General features: G+C 57.2%; 15 protein-coding genes. 5 read left to right on the top strand and 10 right to left on the bottom strand.

The genetic code is table 11. The features are described 5' to 3' along the window. Positions 1–37: 37 nt before the first annotated feature. The gene (tsf, locus tag P8S53_RS10100; protein WP_277803844.1) at positions 38–910 is read left to right on the top strand and encodes a translation elongation factor Ts; all 873 of its coding nucleotides are present in this window, start codon (positions 38–40) and stop codon (positions 908–910) included. A gap of 210 nt (positions 911–1,120) precedes the next feature. Here tsf and P8S53_RS10095 read toward each other — a convergent pair whose 3' ends face one another. From P8S53_RS10095 to P8S53_RS21320, 3 genes are all read right to left on the bottom strand, one after another. Next, on the bottom strand, positions 1,121–1,396 hold the full coding sequence (locus P8S53_RS10095) for a hypothetical protein (protein WP_277803843.1): 276 nt from the start codon (positions 1,394–1,396) through the stop codon (positions 1,121–1,123). Between the two features lie 300 nt (positions 1,397–1,696). Further along, positions 1,697–3,454 (bottom strand): SulP family inorganic anion transporter, encoded by a 1,758-nt coding sequence (locus P8S53_RS10090; RefSeq protein ID WP_277803842.1) that lies wholly within the window; start codon positions 3,452–3,454, stop codon positions 1,697–1,699. A 163-nt stretch (positions 3,455–3,617) separates the two neighbouring features. Beyond that, positions 3,618–4,964, bottom strand: a complete 1,347-nt coding sequence (locus P8S53_RS21320; protein WP_306417909.1) for a PAS domain S-box protein — start codon at positions 4,962–4,964, stop codon at positions 3,618–3,620. A 286-nt stretch (positions 4,965–5,250) separates the two neighbouring features. On the opposite strand from P8S53_RS21320, the gene purB reads away from it, so the two are divergent. Further along, positions 5,251–6,555: an adenylosuccinate lyase gene (gene purB, locus P8S53_RS10075; protein ID WP_277803841.1), complete on the top strand. Its 1,305-nt coding sequence runs from the start codon at positions 5,251–5,253 to the stop codon at positions 6,553–6,555. A gap of 390 nt (positions 6,556–6,945) precedes the next feature. Then, on the top strand, positions 6,946–8,079 hold the full coding sequence (locus tag P8S53_RS10070; RefSeq protein WP_277803840.1) for a FliG C-terminal domain-containing protein: 1,134 nt from the start codon (positions 6,946–6,948) through the stop codon (positions 8,077–8,079). 261 nt (positions 8,080–8,340) lie between these two features. Here P8S53_RS10070 and P8S53_RS10065 read toward each other — a convergent pair whose 3' ends face one another. After that, entirely contained in the window at positions 8,341–10,155 is a 1,815-nt protein-coding gene (locus P8S53_RS10065; protein WP_277803839.1) for an acetate/propionate family kinase, read from the bottom strand. A 201-nt stretch (positions 10,156–10,356) separates the two neighbouring features. Here P8S53_RS10065 and P8S53_RS10060 point away from each other — a divergent pair, with 201 nt between their 5' ends. Beyond that, a complete protein-coding gene (locus P8S53_RS10060; RefSeq protein WP_277803838.1) occupies positions 10,357–10,758 on the top strand; it encodes a DoxX family protein in 402 nt (133 codons plus the stop codon). Between the two features lie 69 nt (positions 10,759–10,827). On the opposite strand, the gene scpA is transcribed toward P8S53_RS10060, so the two are convergent. Then, positions 10,828–12,963, bottom strand: coding sequence for a methylmalonyl-CoA mutase (scpA, locus tag P8S53_RS10055; protein WP_277803837.1), 2,136 nt, complete (start codon positions 12,961–12,963; stop codon positions 10,828–10,830). Between the two features lie 96 nt (positions 12,964–13,059). Here scpA and P8S53_RS10050 point away from each other — a divergent pair, with 96 nt between their 5' ends. Continuing rightward, entirely contained in the window at positions 13,060–13,569 is a 510-nt protein-coding gene (locus P8S53_RS10050; RefSeq protein ID WP_277803836.1) for a DUF4174 domain-containing protein, read from the top strand. Between the two features lie 124 nt (positions 13,570–13,693). Here P8S53_RS10050 and P8S53_RS10045 read toward each other — a convergent pair whose 3' ends face one another. From P8S53_RS10045 to P8S53_RS10025, 5 genes are all read right to left on the bottom strand, one after another. Next, entirely contained in the window at positions 13,694–14,077 is a 384-nt protein-coding gene (locus P8S53_RS10045; RefSeq protein ID WP_277803835.1) for a hypothetical protein, read from the bottom strand. Next, positions 14,074–16,071: an acetyl/propionyl/methylcrotonyl-CoA carboxylase subunit alpha gene (locus P8S53_RS10040; protein ID WP_277803834.1), complete on the bottom strand. Its 1,998-nt coding sequence runs from the start codon at positions 16,069–16,071 to the stop codon at positions 14,074–14,076. Before P8S53_RS10040 ends, P8S53_RS10045 begins: the two co-directional genes overlap by 4 nt. 67 nt (positions 16,072–16,138) lie before the next feature. Further along, complete coding sequence (locus tag P8S53_RS10035) at positions 16,139–16,519, bottom strand: hypothetical protein (protein WP_277803833.1); 381 nt, start codon at positions 16,517–16,519, stop codon at positions 16,139–16,141. Between the two features lie 84 nt (positions 16,520–16,603). Continuing rightward, the gene (locus tag P8S53_RS10030) at positions 16,604–16,732 is read right to left on the bottom strand and encodes a hypothetical protein (protein WP_277803832.1); all 129 of its coding nucleotides are present in this window, start codon (positions 16,730–16,732) and stop codon (positions 16,604–16,606) included. A gap of 240 nt (positions 16,733–16,972) precedes the next feature. Beyond that, on the bottom strand, positions 16,973–17,113 hold the full coding sequence (locus P8S53_RS10025; protein ID WP_277803831.1) for a hypothetical protein: 141 nt from the start codon (positions 17,111–17,113) through the stop codon (positions 16,973–16,975). Between the last annotated feature and the right edge of the window lie 121 nt (positions 17,114–17,234).

Genomic DNA, 17,234 nt, shown 5'->3' with positions numbered 1-17,234 from the left:
AACGCCTCTGTTTCCTTCTTTTGCAGGAGTAAGAACAATGACCATCACCGCTGCAATGGTGAAAGAACTGCGCGAAACCACAGGCGCAGGCATGATGGACGCGAAAAAAGCGCTGACTGAAAATAACGGCGACATGGAAGCGGCCCAGGACTGGCTGCGCACCAAAGGGTTGGCCAAGGCCGCGAAAAAATCCGGACGTGTTGCGGCCGAAGGGCTGGTTGGCGTGGCCGTTGACGGCGCCAAGGGTGTTGCGGTCGAGATCAATTCCGAAACCGATTTTGTTGCCAAGAATGCCGAATTTCAGGGCATGGTTTCTGGCATTACCAATGTCGCGCTGACCGTGTCCGATGTGGACGCGCTGAATGCGGCCCAACTGGACGGCAAACCGGTTTCGACCGTGCTGACCGACGCCATCGCAAAAATCGGCGAGAATATGACACTGCGCCGCATGGCGCTGGTCGAAGGGGATGCGGTTGCGGCCTATGTCCACAACGCCGCCACCGATGGCATGGGCAAGATCGGTGTTCTGGTCGCGCTGAAAGGCACGGACAGCGGTATCGGCAAGCAAATCGCAATGCACATTGCCGCCACCAACCCTGCGTCGCTGTCCCAAGCCGACCTGGACCCTGCACTGATCGAGCGTGAAAAATCCGTTCTGACCGAACAGGCGCGCGAATCCGGCAAGCCAGAGGCCGTCATCGAAAAGATGATTGAAGGCCGCATGAAGAAATTCTTTGAAGAAGTCACACTTCTTGGACAGAAATTCGTCATGGACCCCGACAAGACCGTTGCCGAAGTTGCCAGCGATGCAGGCGTCGAAGTGCTTGCCTTCATCCGCATGGAAGTTGGCGAAGGCATTGAGAAAAAAGAAGAAGATTTCGCTGCCGAAGTTGCAAAACTTCAGGGTTAATTGCGACTGCCAGCTTGATTGTAAAGTGGCGCCCTTTCGGGGCGCCACTTTTTTCGTGACACTATCCTCGACAAAATGACATTTGTTTGAAATACTGAAGCGACGCCGATTTATATCGGCGTCACTTTTGGTTCGCGTTGCATGCGGGCAATCTGGCAGTCATATGTTGCAGCATATGATTGCCGCCCGCGCACTTAAGTGGCGCGCCGATCAGTCAAGCGGTGCGAGTTCTTCCTCAAGCGGTGCGGTTTCGCCGCCTTCGACAGGATCAATCAGCCCGGCTTCAACAGCCGCGTCATATTCAAAGCTGTCAATTACGCCGTCATCATTGGTATCGACTTCATCGAACAGTTCCGGCGTTGCTTCCGGGAAGGTCATCAAGAAGTCTTCCAGTGTCCATGCGATGTCGGTCGTGCCCATCTGTGCAGTGGCGATGCCGGTCATGAATGCAAGTGCAGCAATCGAGGTCATGGTTTTCTTGAACATCTTCACTCTCCTATTTTGGGACAGATGCAGGGTGTCCCGCATCTGGGGTGAAGATGCGCGCAACCGGCCCATTGATACAAGCAGCCCGACAGGTTCACGCCAACAGGTCGGCGTCACTTTGCCAAAACCTTTAAATTTAACGGCAAGTTATTGCCCCGCGGGCACGTCATCACATGGCAGCGATGGAACCGTGCGGGAAACCGCTGATTTCTGTTCACCCGCGATCACGCGATCTCACGGCGGGGGCATCTTGTTCGACGCGATGTGAAGGGCGCGCGACTCAGTCGCGTCAGCACACAGCTAATGGTTGCGCAGCGTTTCGCAGCGGTCCTGCAATTGACACGCGCGCGTCAGTTCGGGCGACAGTGCGACCATAGCGTCGAACTGTGTCAGGAAAACCTGACCCGTCAGCGCATCAAGGAAGTGGCTGCGCGTCAGTTGGTCCATGACGGGGCCTTTGACCTCTGACAGGTGAAACTGAACGTCTGCGGTCTGCAAGCGTTCGTTGATCGCCTCCAGACTTTCCAGCGCGGACGCGTCAATGTAATTCACCGCTGCGCATTGCAGCACCACATGGCGCAGGGCAGGGCGGTCGGACAGGGCTTGGGTCACGCGGTCTTCCAACGCGCGGGCATTGGGGAAATACAGCGATTCATCCACGCGGATCGAAAACACCTGATTATCCGTGACAACATTGTGCCGTTCGATATTGCGGAAATACTCGGTCCCCGGCACTTGCCCCACAACCGCCATATGCGGGCGTGATGTCCGGTATAGAAACAGCACCAGCGACAGCCCGACACCCGCCATCAACCCTTGTTCAACGCCCACAAACAAGGTGAAGATCATTGTCGCGGCCATTGCAGCCCCATCCGCACGCGAATAGGCCCATGTGCGCGGCAGGGCGCGAAAATCCAGCAGCGACAAGACTGCAACCACAATGATGGCGGCCAGGGTCACACGCGGCAGGAAATACATAAGCGGGGTCAGAACCATCAGCGCCATGGCAATCAAAACCGCCGTGATGGCACCAGCGGCAGGTGTGGCCGCGCCCGCTTCATAGTTCACGATGGATCGCGACAACCCGCCAGTGACCGGCATGGCGTTGCTGACGCCAGCCCCCAGATTGGCCAGACCAAGCGCCACCAACTCGCGGTCGGGGTCTACGGATTGCCGTTTCTTGGCGGCAAGGGTCTGGGCGATGGAAATGCTTTCAACATAGCCGACAATGGCGATCATCGCAGCCGGCGCGATCAGCAGTTGTAGCAAACCGAAATCAAACGCGGGCAGGCCAAGCTCTGGCAAACCGCGCGGCACATCCCCAAGGATTGCAATGCCGCGTTCATCCAGCCCCAATGCCCAGACAATCCCTGTTGATGTGACAACCGCGATCAGCAGCGCTGTCTTGCCAAGCAGTTTCGCCAAAGGTGGCGCTATGCCGATGCGCTGCAACAGTGATGCCAACCCCGTTCGGGACCAGATCAGAAAGCCAAGGATCACCGCCGCGAAAACAACCGTCAGTACAGAGATATCGGCGCTGTTGGAAAATACCGACGGCACGACCTGTGGCAGCGTTTTGCCAGTAATGTCGGCCCCGAGAAGGTGGCGTAACTGGCTGGCAGCAATCAATATTCCTGCGGCAGTAATGAAACCGGAGATGACAGGATGGCTTAGAAAACTGGCAATGAATCCCAGCCTGAACAGCCCCAGAACCAGCATCATGCCACCAGACAGAAGCGCCAGCCACAACGCGGCAAGGTGGTAGTGTTCCGTGCCTGATTGGGCGACCGCGCCCGCAGCGGCCGCTGTCATCAGCGCAACCACGGCAACCGGACCCACGGCCAGCGCGCGCGATGTCCCGAACGCCGCATACAGCACCAGCGGCAACATTGCACCATATAGTCCCGCTTGCGGTGGCAGACCTGCCAGCATCGCATATGCCATACCTTGCGGGATCAACATGATCGTCACAACGGCCGCCGCGATCAGATCATTTGTAAGATCCGCGCGGGAATAGTGTCTGGCCCAGGTCAGGAAAGGCAGAAATCGGGATTGCATAGTGCACGGCCTGTCAGTCGGGGGGGTGGCCTGGCATGCTGGCCAGGACAACGGACCCCCCATATACTTACAGAACAAACATATTGCAAGATTTGAATATTGAAGTTCCGCCCGAAAACTGTTCCGAGCATCCTGCTGCTATGTGGCGGGTTTAAAGATAGACTCACTCCTTCAAACGGTTGATGGTTTCTGCAAGTCGTCCCACGCGATCGCGTGTCCCCGCGATTTTGGCATTCACCAGTTCCGCCGCTTCGCGTGCGCGCACCGCAAGCGCACGAACCTCGCCTGCGACGACCGCAAATCCGCGTCCGGCATCACCGGCGCGCGCCGCTTCTACCGACGCGTTCAGCGCCAGAAGATTGGTTTGCATCGCAATGCTGTCAATCGTTTCGACCACCTGTGAAATTTCCTGACTGGAGGCCGTGACATCGCGCACAGCGTCATTCGTGTCCTTGACGGCCTGCGCGCGAGAGGTGATGTCCGGCCCATACATAAGGTATTTCTGCACATCGCCTGAAATATCGGTCAAGGTCAGAAAATAGGCGTCGAAAATGGATTGCGTGCCGTCCGCGCGCGCAAAGACAATATCCTGCCGACATTCACCAATTTCTTTCAGCCTGTCCAATTTTGCAGCTTCAAGCAACTCAAGCAGGTCGGGCAGGGGCTGGCCATCAAGATGCGTTGTAAGATAGGCGTTCGCCTTGATGCTTCGGCCATCAGCATTCCATTCTGCCATGGCGGCAGTTTTGGAAATCGCTTCCAGCTGGCGGGTATATTCCAGCGATGTCAGCTTGATCGATGAAATATTTGCCTGGATCGATATGAATTTCTCAACTTTTCCGGTTTTGTCAAACACAGGATTGATCGCCAGTGAAATCCAGTAGGGCTTGCCGGACCGGTCATAGTTCAAAATCTCCTCATAGAACGGGTTTCCACATGAAAGCGCCTTGGAGATGCGTTTCACCGTTTCAGGGTCGGTTTCCGGCCCCTGAAGGAAACTACCCGGCCTGCGCCCCACAACTTCTTCCGGTTTATAGCCGGTTAGACGTGTGAACCCCGAATTCACATAGATGAGTTTGCGATCCGCGCCAGTGATCAGCACGGCGTTGTCAGTTTCATCGGCAACCAGCGACAGCAGGCGGATATGTTCACGGCGGCCCACCTCTTCGGTGACATCGCGCAGGAATGCTGTGTAGGTGATTGTGCCATCTTCTCGGGGGACTTTCGACAGGGAAAGATTTACCCATCTTTTTTCGCCATCCTTGCGAACAAGGCGCACTTCGCGGGATGTGCCGACAATGCGGTTTATGCCTGTTCTGCGGTTGTGGTTGACCAGACCATCATGTTGCGCACGGTGGGTTGTCGGCACAAGCATATCAACATTCTTGCCCATAACTTCGTCGCGGCTATAGCCCCAAAGTCGCTCGGCCGCCGCGTTGAAAAACACAATGTTGTTTTGTGCATCGATTTCGACCACAGCGTCAAGCGCCTGTTCAAGGGTTTCCCGCAGGCGCCTTTCCGCGACCTTGATCCCTGAAATGTCCTTCAGACCAGAAAACTGAAATCCGTTGAAGGCTTGAACGTGGAAGAACGCCAGAAACGCATTTGAATTCCTTTGAAAGGTGACACATCTTGGGACTGCATACAGGCAAAGCCCTAAATTTTTGTATACCGCAGCTTATACAATAATTACTCATAATCAGTATTATGTTAATAATGGGTGCGATAAGGTGAACTTGCAGCCTGTTGCCCCAGTCGCTATGACGCATCCAAACCTAACCGCAAGAGGCCCGCCAATGATCCCGCGTTATTCCCGCCCTGAAATGGTTGCCATCTGGTCGCCGGAAACGAAATTCCGCATCTGGTATGAGATCGAGGCACATGCCTGCGATGCACAGGCAAATCTGGGCGTTATTCCGGCAGCCAGTGCAGCCGCCGTGTGGAAAGCGAAAGATGTCGAATTCGATGTTGCCCGCATTGACGAGATCGAGGCCGTTACAAAACATGACGTCATTGCCTTTCTGACACATCTGGCCGAAATAATCGGCAATGACGAAGCGCGCTTCGTGCATCAGGGCATGACCAGTTCTGACGTGCTGGATACCACATTCAATGTGCAGCTTGTGCGCGCAAGTGATCTGTTGCTGGCAGATATGGACGCCCTTCTGGACGCGCTGAAACGCCGCGCCATGGAGCATAAGTTCACCATCCGCATGGGCCGCAGCCACGGCATTCACGCGGAACCCACCACAATGGGCCTGACCCTTGCGCGGTTTTATGCGGAAATGAAGCGCAATCGCGACCGGCTGGCGGCTGCGCGCGCCGAAGTGGCCACGGGTGCCATTTCGGGCGCAGTCGGCACATTCGCCAATATCGACCCAAGTGTCGAAGAACATGTCTGCGCACAACTGGGCCTTACGCCTGAACCCATCAGCACACAGGTTATTCCACGCGACCGCCACGCCATGTTCTTTGCCACACTGGGCGTGATCGCCAGCAGCATCGAAAATATCGCGATTGAAATACGCCATATGCAACGCACCGAGGTGTTGGAAGCAGAGGAGTTTTTCAGCAAGGGCCAGAAAGGGTCCAGCGCGATGCCGCATAAGCGCAACCCGGTGCTGACAGAAAACCTGACCGGCCTTGCGCGGCTGGTGCGTATGGCGGTCATTCCTGCGATGGAAAATGTGGCACTTTGGCATGAACGCGACATTTCGCATTCGTCCGTGGAACGCATGATCGGGCCGGATGCGACAGTGACACTGGATTTCGCCCTTGCCCGTCTGACTGGTGTGATCGACAAGCTCGTTGTCTATCCCGATAATATGATTACAAACATGAACAAATTCCGTGGCTTGATCCACTCTCAACGTGTTCTTCTGGCCCTGACGCAGGCCGGTGTCAGCCGCGAGAATGCCTATACGCTGGTGCAACGCAACGCGATGAAAGTCTGGGAAAAAGGCTGCGATTTTCAGGAAGAACTGCTTGGCGACAAGGATGTGCGCGCGGCGCTGTCCGAGGATGAAATCCGCGCAAAATTTGATCTTGAATACCACACCAAGCATGTAGACACGATTTTTTCGCGGGTTTTTGACATTTAATTTCAGGACTGGCCTTGATCTGGCGAGAATCGTGCTACACTCAGGGTTCCCAAGATGGAGGCAATGAAATGAAACTTAAACTTGCATTGGCCGCGATCGCACTTTCATTGACGCCCGCTTTGGCGTCGGCAATGTGTTCGGGTATGAAGCCTGAAACGACCGCGTCCAGCTGTATGGCTGGGCAGGTTTGGGACGCTGATACAGCAACCTGCATTGAACCTGCCACCAGTTAAGGCATCGCGCCGCCCTCATTAGCCCCTGCCCTTATTGGCGGGGGCTTTTTTATGAAAAATATTCCGTAAATCAATTTGGTATCAATAATTTATTGACGATTGTCTGCGAGGGTCAGAATTCATGTAATGCAATGACTGGAGATCGCATGTTGCCGGAATGGACCCTGTCTGCAAACGGTTTGGCGAAATGACCGATGCCGCGATGATGCCTTTCAATGCAATGGCAGACAGTATGAATTTTCCGGGTCCGGACGTGGATGAGGTGCATCGCGCGGCCCCCACCGGAACCGACCATCTTAGCGGCATACAAAAGGCCGCAATCATCGTGCGGGTCTTGGTTGCCGAAGGGGTGGATTTGCAGCTTTCCGCCCTGTCCGCGCGCATGCAGGAAAACCTGACCCGCACAATGGGGGAAATGCGGCTGATTGACCGCACCACAATGAATGCCGTTGTGTCCGAGTATGTGGAAATGCTGGAACAGGTCGGGCTTTCCTTTCCGGACGGGCTGGATGGCGCGCTGTCGCTGCTGGACGGGCGGCTGGATGCGATGGCCACCCAGCAGTTAAGGATGCTGGCGCGCGGCGCGAACGGGCGTGATCCATGGGCTGATCTTGAAGCGGCGCCCGACACCGACCTTTTGCCCTTGCTGGAGGCTGAAAGCACCGTCGTGGGCGCGGTCGTGCTCTCGAAACTCAGCATCGACAAGGCAGCGGGATTGTTGTCCCAGATGGCCCCTGATCTGGCACAAGCCTTGGCCATATCTGTCGCAAAGACCGAAGATATTGCCCCCGATACGGTGGCGCGCATTGGCATCGCACTGGCACAGCAGGTCACCGACAAGCCCTTGCGCGCATTTTCCAAACCATCGACCAAGCGCGTTGGTGAAATACTCAATTCCTCCCCGACCGCGTTGCGCGACAGGCTTCTTGCAGGGTTGGACAATCTGGATCAGGGGTTCGCAACCGGGGTGCGCAAGTCCATCTTCACGTTTCAGGATATTCCGGCGCGGATCACACCGCGCGATGTGCCGGTGCTGATGCGTGAAGTGCCATCTGATGACATGATGTTCATCATTGCGGCAAACACGCCGGAAGACCAGCCAACACTGGAATTTCTGCTGTCCAATATGTCCAAACGCGTTGCCGATACCATGCGCGAGGATGCAACCGCCCTACCCGTTCCGACGGCCAAACAAAAAGATGAAATCATGGCACGGGTGATGGGGTCAGTTCGCGGCATGATTGACGCAGGCACCATCACGCTTCAATCCCTTGAGGAGGAGGACGTTTAGTTTAATCCCACCCCAACCTGACCGGATGTGACATGTCGGCCAGGCATTCGTTCGTCAGAACACACCCAAAGGAAAAGCATTCCGAACGGGTGTCCGGGCGCGGATACAGCGCAACATAACCCGCGCCAGTGCAGATGATGCCGGAACGGATGGCCCCCTAAAGCGTTTCGGCTTTCCGCTGAACCGTTGGAAACGCTGTAGAGTAAGGGGTTTTGTGCAATCTCGAACCGGAAAAACCGATCAACGTTTTCGGAAGTTGCTTCAGGCTTGGGGGTTACTCAACGCGGGTTCCAATGTGGCGGCGGCTGAAATTTGACCGTCGCCTTCGCCCGAAATTCCGGCGGCATTGGCCTCGTCCGTGTCGATATGCATTTCCGTGAAGGCATTGTCGGATACACGCACAAGCACGCGGGTAAATGTCAGATCACGCCCTGTCGCGTCCAGCTTGACATCAACCATATCGCCATCGGCCAACCCCATGCCGGCCGCATCTTCAGGCGCCATATGGATATGACGCGATGCAATGATAAGCCCGTCGCTGTCCATCTCGCCCATAGGGCCGGAGAGCCGGATCTGGGGTGTGCCGTCAAGTTTGCCGCTTTGGCGAACCGGCGCGTCCAGACCCAGCGCAAAACTGTCAGTGCGCGACACTTCGATCTGGGTGCGGTCGCGCAGCGGACCAAGGATGGCCACATTGCGAATTGTGCCTTTCGGGCCGTGCAGTGCAACGCGTTCCGCTGCTGCCCAATGGCCTTGCTGGCGCAAGGGCTTGTCGGGCGTCAGCTCATACCCCGGCCCGAACAGCGCATCCACAGCCTTGCGGCACAAATGCACATGTCGCGCCGATACCGCAACCGGAATGCGCGCGCCCTGCCCCCTGGACCGGTTGGCGGCCACAACAACTTCACGGGCTATCATCAACTGCTCGGCCGTTTCGGTGACCAGCACATTGACCCGTGCGCCATAGGCCTGAATTTGCGGTGCCGCGCGTGCGCCCAGATCGACCTGCATGTTCCGGTCATGGTCCAGCAAGATGCCCATGAACCCCAACCCGTCACAGATACGCCTGCGCATCGAGGGGGAGTTTTCGCCAATGCCGCCGGTAAACACCAACGCATCCAGCCCGCCCATGGCCGCCGCATAGGCCCCGATGTACTTGCGCGCGCGGTATGCATAGATATGAATCGCAAGCTGCGCATCCGCGTCGCCCTGTGCGGCGCGCGCCTCGACATCGCGCATATCCGATGATCCGGTCAGCCCAAGCAAGCCGCTATGGCGGTTCAGCGTATCTTCGATCTGCGCAATATCAAGCCCCAGTTCGCGGTGCACATACCCGAACAGGCCGGGATCCACATCGCCCGAACGCGTGCCCATGACCAGCCCTTCCATGGGTGTCATCCCCATGGAACTGTCGATGCTGACCCCGCCCGCAATCGCGCAGGCGCTCGCCCCATTGCCCAGATGCAGGCTTATCAGGCGCAGGTCGCGCAAGCGCTGCCCAAGTTCTTCAGCCGCGCGATGGGCCACATATTTATGCGATGTGCCGTGGAACCCGTAACGGCGCAGCCCGCGGTCGCGCCAATCCTTCGGCACGGCATAGGTGCTGGCGCGGGCCGGGTTGGACAGGTGGAAGGCCGTGTCGAAAACCGCCCATTGCGCCAGATCGGGCCAGACCTGCCGCGCCACTTGCACAGCTTCCAGATTGGCGGGGTTGTGCAAGGGGGCAAGCGGGGTCAGCGCGTCAATCCGGGCAAGCGTTGTGTCATTCAGCACGGTCGCCCCATCAAAACACGCCCCGCCATGCGCGATCCGGTGGCCGACGGCGTCTATTGCGCCCACGCCCGCAGCGGACAGCAGGTCGGGGACCGCGCGCGTGGCGGCAGCAAGGCTGGTATAAGGCGCGCGTTCGACCACTGGCTGCTGCGTGCCATGCTGATAATCGCAGCCATCGGGGCCAAACCTGTCAAAACTGCCTTTGAACACATGCTGCGCCTTGTCCAATGTGTCGCCCGCATTCAGATCGAAAACCCCGAATTTCAGGGATGAACTGCCTGCATTGAAGACAATGATACGCATGGGTATTGGTCCTATCGTTCAAGTTATGGCCTGCACCCTAAACCTGTCCCGGTAATGTTGCATTGATCAATCGCAATCTTTGCCCGATTGGCGGACGTGCCTGTGTAATTTCGCACATGGCATGTGGGGTATCAGTGAATTCTGCACATCGCATAAACCGCTATATCTGCGCTTCATAACTTATTCACGTCAGAGGTTCACATGACACACTCCACAGTTCTACTTGTTGCGCGCATTTTGTTGGGCGCGCTATTTCTGGTTTCCGGCCTTGGCAAACTGGGCGATGTTGCAGGTTTTGGTCAATATATGGCATCGGGAGGCATTCCGGCAGCGCTTGCATGGCCGGCGGTCCTGTTCGAAATCATTGCCGGTGCGGCGCTGATCGTGGGCGTGATGACACGGCTTGCAGCCTATGCGCTGGCGGCGTTTTGTGTGGTATCGGGGCTGCTGTATCATTTTGACCCCGCAGACCAGATGCAAATGACACAATTGCTGAAAAATCTGGCGCTTGCCGGGGGTTATCTGGCGCTCTCTGTCACTGGTGCAGGCCGCCTGTCCGTGGATGCGCGCCTTGAGGATCGGGGCGGTGCAGTCACAAGCTGACCGGACAAGACATGCAGGGCATGGTGGGTCAGGCCCCCTGCCCTGCAATTTCATTCAGGTATTGCTGCGTTACGACAACCCGCGCGCCTTGCGCACCAGATCAAGAATTTTCTTCGCCGCGTCCGGAATATTGGTTCCGGGACCAAAGATGGCCTTTACCCCCGCATTATACAGAAATTCGTAATCCTGCTGCGGGATCACGCCGCCACAGATGACAAGAATATCATCCGCGCCCGCGTCATTCAGTGCCTGAACCAGTTGTGGTGCAAGGGTCTTATGCCCCGCTGCCTGACTGGAAATGCCAATGATATGCACGTCATTGTCAATGGCGTCCTGTGCGGCTTCAGCGGGGGTTTGAAACAGCGGTCCCACATCGACATCAAACCCGATATCGGCGAAGGCAGTGGCAATCACCTTCGCGCCGCGATCATGGCCGTCCTGCCCCATCTTGACGACCAGCATACGCGGGCGGCGCCCCTCAAGCTCGGCGAAGGCTTCGACATCGGCCTGAATGGCCGCGAAGCCCTGATCCCCCTCATAGGCGGCACCGTAAACACCTGCCAGTGTTTTGACCTCGGCACGATGGCGGCCAAATATCTTTTCCATTGCCATGCTGATTTCCCCGACAGAGGCGCGGGCGCGCGCGGCGTCCACGGCAGCTTCCAGAAGATTCCCCCCCTCGCGCGCGCGGCGGGTCAATTCGTTCAATGCAGCATCACAAACCGCCTGATCGCGTGTGGCCCGCATCTTTTCCAGGCGCACAATCTGACTGTCGCGCACCTTCACATTGTCAATGTCCAGAATATCAATCGGGTCCTCAAAATCCTTGCGGTATTTGTTCACGCCCACGATCACTTCCTCGCCGCGGTCGATCATCGCCTGCCGCTTCGCTGCCGTCTCCTCGATCCGCAGTTTTGGCATACCGGATGCAACCGCTTTGGTCATGCCGCCCATTTCCTCGACTTCCTGCATCAAGGTCCAGGCAGCCTCGGCCAGATCATGGGTCAGTTTTTCAATATAGTAACTGCCCGCCAGCGGATCGACCACCTTGGTCACGCCGGTTTCTTCTTGCAGCACAAGCTGTGTGTTGCGCGCAATGCGGGCGCTGAATTCGGTCGGCAGCGCAATCGCTTCGTCCAGCGCGTTTGTGTGCAAGGATTGCGTGCCGCCAAGAACCGCACTCATCGCTTCATAGGCGGTGCGGATGACGTTGTTGTAAGGGTCTTGTTCCTGCAAACTGACCCCAGATGTCTGGCAATGCGTGCGCAACATGCTGGATTTCGGGTCTTTGGGGTTAAACTCTGCCATCACGCGCGACCATAGCAGCCGTGCTGCGCGCAATTTTGCGATTTCCATAAAGAAATTCGTGCCTATGGCAAAAAAGAACGACAAGCGCCCCGCAAACTGGTCAACATCCATGCCACGATGAATGGCCGCGCGCACATATTCGCGGCCATCAGCCAGCGTAAAGCCCAATTCCTGCACCAGATTGGCGCCCGCTTCCTGCATATGATAGCCGGAAATCGAAATGCTGTTGAATTTGGGCATTTCGGCAGTGGTATATTCAATAATATCGGCAATGATGCGCATGCTGGGTTCGGGCGGATAGACATAGGTGTTGCGCACCATGAATTCCTTCAGAATATCATTCTGAATGGTGCCCGACAGCAGTTTGCGGTCCACGCCCTGTTCTTCACCTGTCACAATGAAACTGGCCAGAATGGGAATGACCGCGCCGTTCATTGTCATCGAAACGCTGACTTTTTCCAGCGGGATTCCGTCAAACAGGATTTTCATATCCTCGACCGAATCAATCGCCACACCGGCCTTGCCCACATCGCCCGTCACACGCGGATGGTCGCTGTCATAGCCGCGATGGGTTGCCAGATCAAACGCGACAGACACACCTTGCTGGCCCGCCGCCAGGGCCTTGCGGTAAAATGCGTTCGAATCCTCTGCGGTGGAAAACCCGGCATATTGCCGTATGGTCCATGCGCGGCCCGTATACATCGTGGCGCGCACCCCACGGGTATAAGGCGCTTCTCCCGGAATGGTGCCCAGATGGTCAAGCCCGTCGACGTCTTCGGCCGTATATAGCGGCTGAACGGGGATACCTTCCAATGTGTTCCAGGTCAGGCTTTCAATGGGGCGGTGCTTCAATTCCTTGGCGGCGATTTCGGCCCAACGGCTCTTTGGCGTGCTCATGGCTGCTCCTTTCTGACGTCACGCGCATGGAAAAACGCATGGGCTATGGTGTTTTCCTGACAATTACGACTATATGCAATGCATGCAGGAGGCATTATGAAACCGATCTTCACGCTTGTTTTTGCGTTACATTTCCCGTTTGCGGCGCTTGCAACAAACGGTCCCGAAAATACCGATACAACGCCTGACATGTCTGGCGTGACCTCGGAGGTGGTAAATGGCGAGGATGAACAGGAAACGCTGATGTTCCTTGACGCCCGCGAAATCGATGCGCGCGATTTCATCTGGGTCAGCCGCATAATCGTTGTCATGGCAGATACACCGAATGACCCGCAATTCGAACGCCAGCTGGATGCGCTGCGCGAACGCGCCGACGAATTTTTTGCCCGCGACGCTGTGGTCATTTTCGACGCCCATCCGGAAGATCGCAGCCCGTTGCGACAAGTGCTGCGGCCGCGCGGTTTTATGACTGCTATCATCGACAAGGATGGCGAAGTCAAAGCGCGGCGTCCCGCAGTACGCACGGGCCGCGAGATGATGGCCGTCATTGACCGCTTCCCGTCACGCAGACAGGAGATGCTGGAACGCCTGCCATCGGGGCGCTGAGCGGGTGCGGCCTTGTGGTTTCTGGCGCCATGCCTATGCGTCGTGGGGGTGGCGTCCCCATGTGGCTGCGCCACATTCCCCGCCACCTTCCTCCACGAGTATTTTTGGCAAGATGAAGACGTGATCATTCGAAATAGCCAATCTTTTCAGCGCGTTGTGACATAAGCCACCAACCCGGCCCAAAGACGCCAACCAGCCACAGCACCAGCGCGCTGCCGGGGTCCAGAAAGCCAAGCCAGACCAGTGCGCCCATCACAGCACCTGTCCCATACACAAGCGCCCCGCCGACTGCGATGAATTCCAGCCCAAGGCGTATGCGGCTAAGCAGCGGGAAAAGCCCGTGAAACACCGCCATCCCCCCCAGGGGGGGCAAAAGAAGCAGCACGGCATAGCCGTCGCGCACCCCTTCGGCCACGCGGGTCAAAATCAGCCAGGCCAGCACCATCGCCGCTATGAAGCTGGCGAAATAGACCAGAAACAAGCGAAGAGGGGTGCGCTTTTGCATCATTCAAACTCCATGATCACATCATCCACAGCCAGAGAGGCGCCTGCCTGAACGCTAATGCGCGACACAATTCCCTTGCGTTCGGCCCGCAGGATGTTTTCCATTTTCATGGCTTCCACAGTTGCAAGTGTCTGGCCTTCATAGACTTCCTCGCCTTCTTCGACGGAAATGGACACCACCATGCCGGGCATGGGGCACAGCAGCAGTTTCGATGTGTCGGGCGGCAGTTTTTCCGGCATCAGCTCGGCCAGTTTTGCCTGCCTGGGCGAGAAGACATGTATCTTCAGGTCCGCCCCGCGCAGGCGTGCGCGAAACCCGCCGGGAATTTTGCCAATCTTCATCACCAAGGGCGTTCCATCGACATTCAGCCGCGCAAGCGGTTGGCCGGGCAGCCAGTCGGATGTGATGCGATAGCTCTGCCCTGCCAGCGAAACAGTTGCGCCTTCGCGGTCGGCGTCGATGCTGGCATTCAGGCTTTCGCCCTGAATATTGATCACCCAATCGGTGCCGACAACGCGTTCATGGTTGTCCATGCGCCCGGAAATACGCGCACGCCGGATTTCGGCCACGCGGTTCATGGCGCAGGCACTTGCGGCCACGCGGTGCAGCAGGTCGCGTGGCAGTGTCGTCCCCTCGAACCCGTCGGGGTATTCTTCGGCGATGAAGGCTGTCGTAATCTCGCCGGAAATGAAGCGCGGGTGGTCCATCACGGCCGACAGGAAGGGCAGGTTATGGCCGATCCCTTCCAACTCGAATTCATCCAGCGCCAGGCGCATTTCGTCAATCGCCTGCCCGCGCGTCGGTGCCCATGTGCATAGTTTCGCAATCATCGGGTCGTAATACATGCTGATTTCACCGCCTTCAAAAACGCCGGTATCATTGCGCACGGTGCGGTCCGGCGCGGTGATTTCGGCAGGCGGGCGATAGCGCGTCAACCGCCCGATCGAGGGCAGGAAGTTGCGATACGGGTCTTCGGCATACAGGCGCGATTCGATGGCCCAGCCGTTGATCTTCAGGTCGGATTGCGCGAAGGGCAGCTTTTCACCAGCCGCCACACGGATCATCTGTTCAACCAGATCCACCCCTGTAATCAGTTCGGTGACAGGGTGTTCCACCTGAAGGCGGGTGTTCATTTCAAGGAAATAGAAATTCTTCTCGCCATCGACGATAAATTCCACCGTTCCCGCCGATGTATAGCCCACCGCTGCCGCAAGGGCGCAGGCTTGTTCACCCATCGCGCGGCGGGTGGATTCGTCCAGAAACGGGGATGGCGCTTCTTCAATCACTTTCTGGTTGCGGCGCTGGATAGAGCATTCACGCTCATGCAAATAGACAGTGTTGCCATGGCTGTCGGCCAGAACCTGAATTTCGATATGGCGGGGCTGGGTCACGAATTTTTCAATGAAAATCCGGTCGTCGCCGAAACTGGACGCCGCTTCATTCTTGGAGGACTGGAACCCTTCGCGCGCTTCCGCATCATTCCATGCGATGCGCATGCCCTTGCCACCGCCGCCCGCGCTGGCCTTGATCATCACCGGATAGCCGACCTGGTTGCTGATCTTCACCGCATCTTCGGCGTCCGAGATCAGCCCCATATAGCCAGGCACAGTGCTGACGCCCGCTTCTGCCGCAAGCTTCTTTGACGTGATCTTGTCGCCCATCGCTTCAATCGCGTTCACGGGCGGGCCGATGAACGCAACCCCTTCTGCCGCCAGTGCTTCGGCGAATTTCATGTTCTCGGACAGAAAACCATAGCCCGGATGTACCGCTTCCGCACCTGTCTGACGCACGGCATCCAGTATCTTGTCTATGACAATATAGGACTGGTTTGCGGGCGCAGGGCCAATATTGATGGCTTCATCTGCCATGCGCACATGCAGCGCGTTGCGGTCCGCATCGGAATAAACTGCAACGGTCGCGATCCCCATTTTGCGGGCGGTCTTGATGACGCGGCAGGCAATTTCACCACGGTTGGCAATCAGGATCTTGCGAAACATGCGGACTCCTTGAAGGTAAGCGCACCCATGGCGCGGAAAAGGTTAATGAAGGCGGTGCCTTGCGGCATCACTCTTCCCATGTATCAAAGGCAAATTCGGATGATCCGTCGAAAAGCTGCGGAAAGCTGGCTTCGGCGGCACGCATGTCCACACGCAACATGGCATCATAGCTTGCGGGATCAAAATTATCCTCGGCGGGCACGACCTCGCGCCCGAACAGCCATGACAGACGCCCAGCATCCAGATTACCGCGCGCGAACGGGTCTTCGCCGAAATGCGCGATCAGCGCGCCAAGGAACGCTTCATCTGCGCGGCGGTCGGGTGTGCGCCGGTCCGCAAAGCGCTTGCGCGCAACAAGCGGTGTTACCCCTTTGGGGTTTGCACGGCGAATGACGAATTGAAAATCAGTGCTGGGCAAACGCCCAGGAAAGCCGCGATGCTTTAACATGGACGTCCCCCAAATCGTTGAAGGCCCGCGCCATAAACCACGGCACAGGCAGGCGCGGGCAGCGCCTGCCCGGCTATTGCAAGATCAGCCTTTGGTCGAAACCGGCTCGACCATGATTGGTGCAGGTGCCGGCTCGGGTGCAGGTTGGTGTTTCGCACATGCCCCCAATGCGAGGACTGCGCCAAAAGCTGCAAGAATGGTAAACTTGGACATACATATCTCCTGTTGTCTCGTTCCGCAAAAGCATGCGTAAAGGTTGGTCCTTCAGGCATACTGGCCACGCAGGAACAACCCCTGCGCTTGCGCACCAGCGTAGCGCATGCACAAGAACTTGACCACTGGTTTTGCGATAATGGCAACAGGCAGGAATGGACTGCGTCCAACCTGCACCAGGTCACATTGGCCCTGGCGCGGACGGATGGGGCAGGCAGCGATGCCTGCCCCACGCGATCATCAATATTTCGACTTGCTCGAAACCGGCTCGACATAGATGGGGGCTGCGACCGGCTCCAGAACGGGGGCGCGCTTGTGCTTTTCGCAAGCGCCAAGCACAAAGACTGCCGATACTGCGGCAAGAAGTGCGACTTTAGACATGAATTTCTCCTGCTCATGTGAAACGGGCGCGTTATTTTGATTTTTCGCGCCGGGGTGCCTCTGGGTGCATGCAAATGCACATGCACGCCCATAATACAGCGCCTGTTGAATCCTGACCATC

The organism is Roseinatronobacter sp. S2 (assembly GCF_029581395.1).
Taxonomy (GTDB): Bacteria; Pseudomonadota; Alphaproteobacteria; order Rhodobacterales; family Rhodobacteraceae; genus Roseinatronobacter.
The sequence above is the reverse complement of the archived record's forward strand: the minus strand, read 5'-3'. Positions and strand labels throughout refer to the sequence as shown.

Bases quoted from the DNA above. Each gene is read 5' to 3' on its own strand.
- P8S53_RS10035 (WP_277803833.1), bottom strand. From the start codon at position 16,519: ATGTTAAAGCATCGCGGCTTTCCTGGGCGTTTGCCCAGCACTGATTTT.
- P8S53_RS10050 (WP_277803836.1), top strand. From the start codon at position 13,060: ATGAAACCGATCTTCACGCTTGTTTTTGCGTTACATTTCCCGTTTGCG.
- P8S53_RS10065 (WP_277803839.1), bottom strand. From the start codon at position 10,155: ATGCGTATCATTGTCTTCAATGCAGGCAGTTCATCCCTGAAATTCGGG.
- P8S53_RS10090 (WP_277803842.1), bottom strand. From the start codon at position 3,454: ATGCAATCCCGATTTCTGCCTTTCCTGACCTGGGCCAGACACTATTCC.
- P8S53_RS10095 (WP_277803843.1), bottom strand. From the start codon at position 1,396: ATGTTCAAGAAAACCATGACCTCGATTGCTGCACTTGCATTCATGACC.
- P8S53_RS10030 (WP_277803832.1), bottom strand. From the start codon at position 16,732: ATGTCCAAGTTTACCATTCTTGCAGCTTTTGGCGCAGTCCTCGCATTG.
- purB (WP_277803841.1), top strand. From the start codon at position 5,251: ATGATCCCGCGTTATTCCCGCCCTGAAATGGTTGCCATCTGGTCGCCG.
- tsf (WP_277803844.1), top strand. From the start codon at position 38: ATGACCATCACCGCTGCAATGGTGAAAGAACTGCGCGAAACCACAGGC.
- P8S53_RS10060 (WP_277803838.1), top strand. From the start codon at position 10,357: ATGACACACTCCACAGTTCTACTTGTTGCGCGCATTTTGTTGGGCGCG.
- scpA (WP_277803837.1), bottom strand. From the start codon at position 12,963: ATGAGCACGCCAAAGAGCCGTTGGGCCGAAATCGCCGCCAAGGAATTG.
- P8S53_RS10045 (WP_277803835.1), bottom strand. From the start codon at position 14,077: ATGATGCAAAAGCGCACCCCTCTTCGCTTGTTTCTGGTCTATTTCGCC.
- P8S53_RS10025 (WP_277803831.1), bottom strand. From the start codon at position 17,113: ATGTCTAAAGTCGCACTTCTTGCCGCAGTATCGGCAGTCTTTGTGCTT.
- P8S53_RS10040 (WP_277803834.1), bottom strand. From the start codon at position 16,071: ATGTTTCGCAAGATCCTGATTGCCAACCGTGGTGAAATTGCCTGCCGC.
- P8S53_RS10070 (WP_277803840.1), top strand. From the start codon at position 6,946: ATGGACCCTGTCTGCAAACGGTTTGGCGAAATGACCGATGCCGCGATG.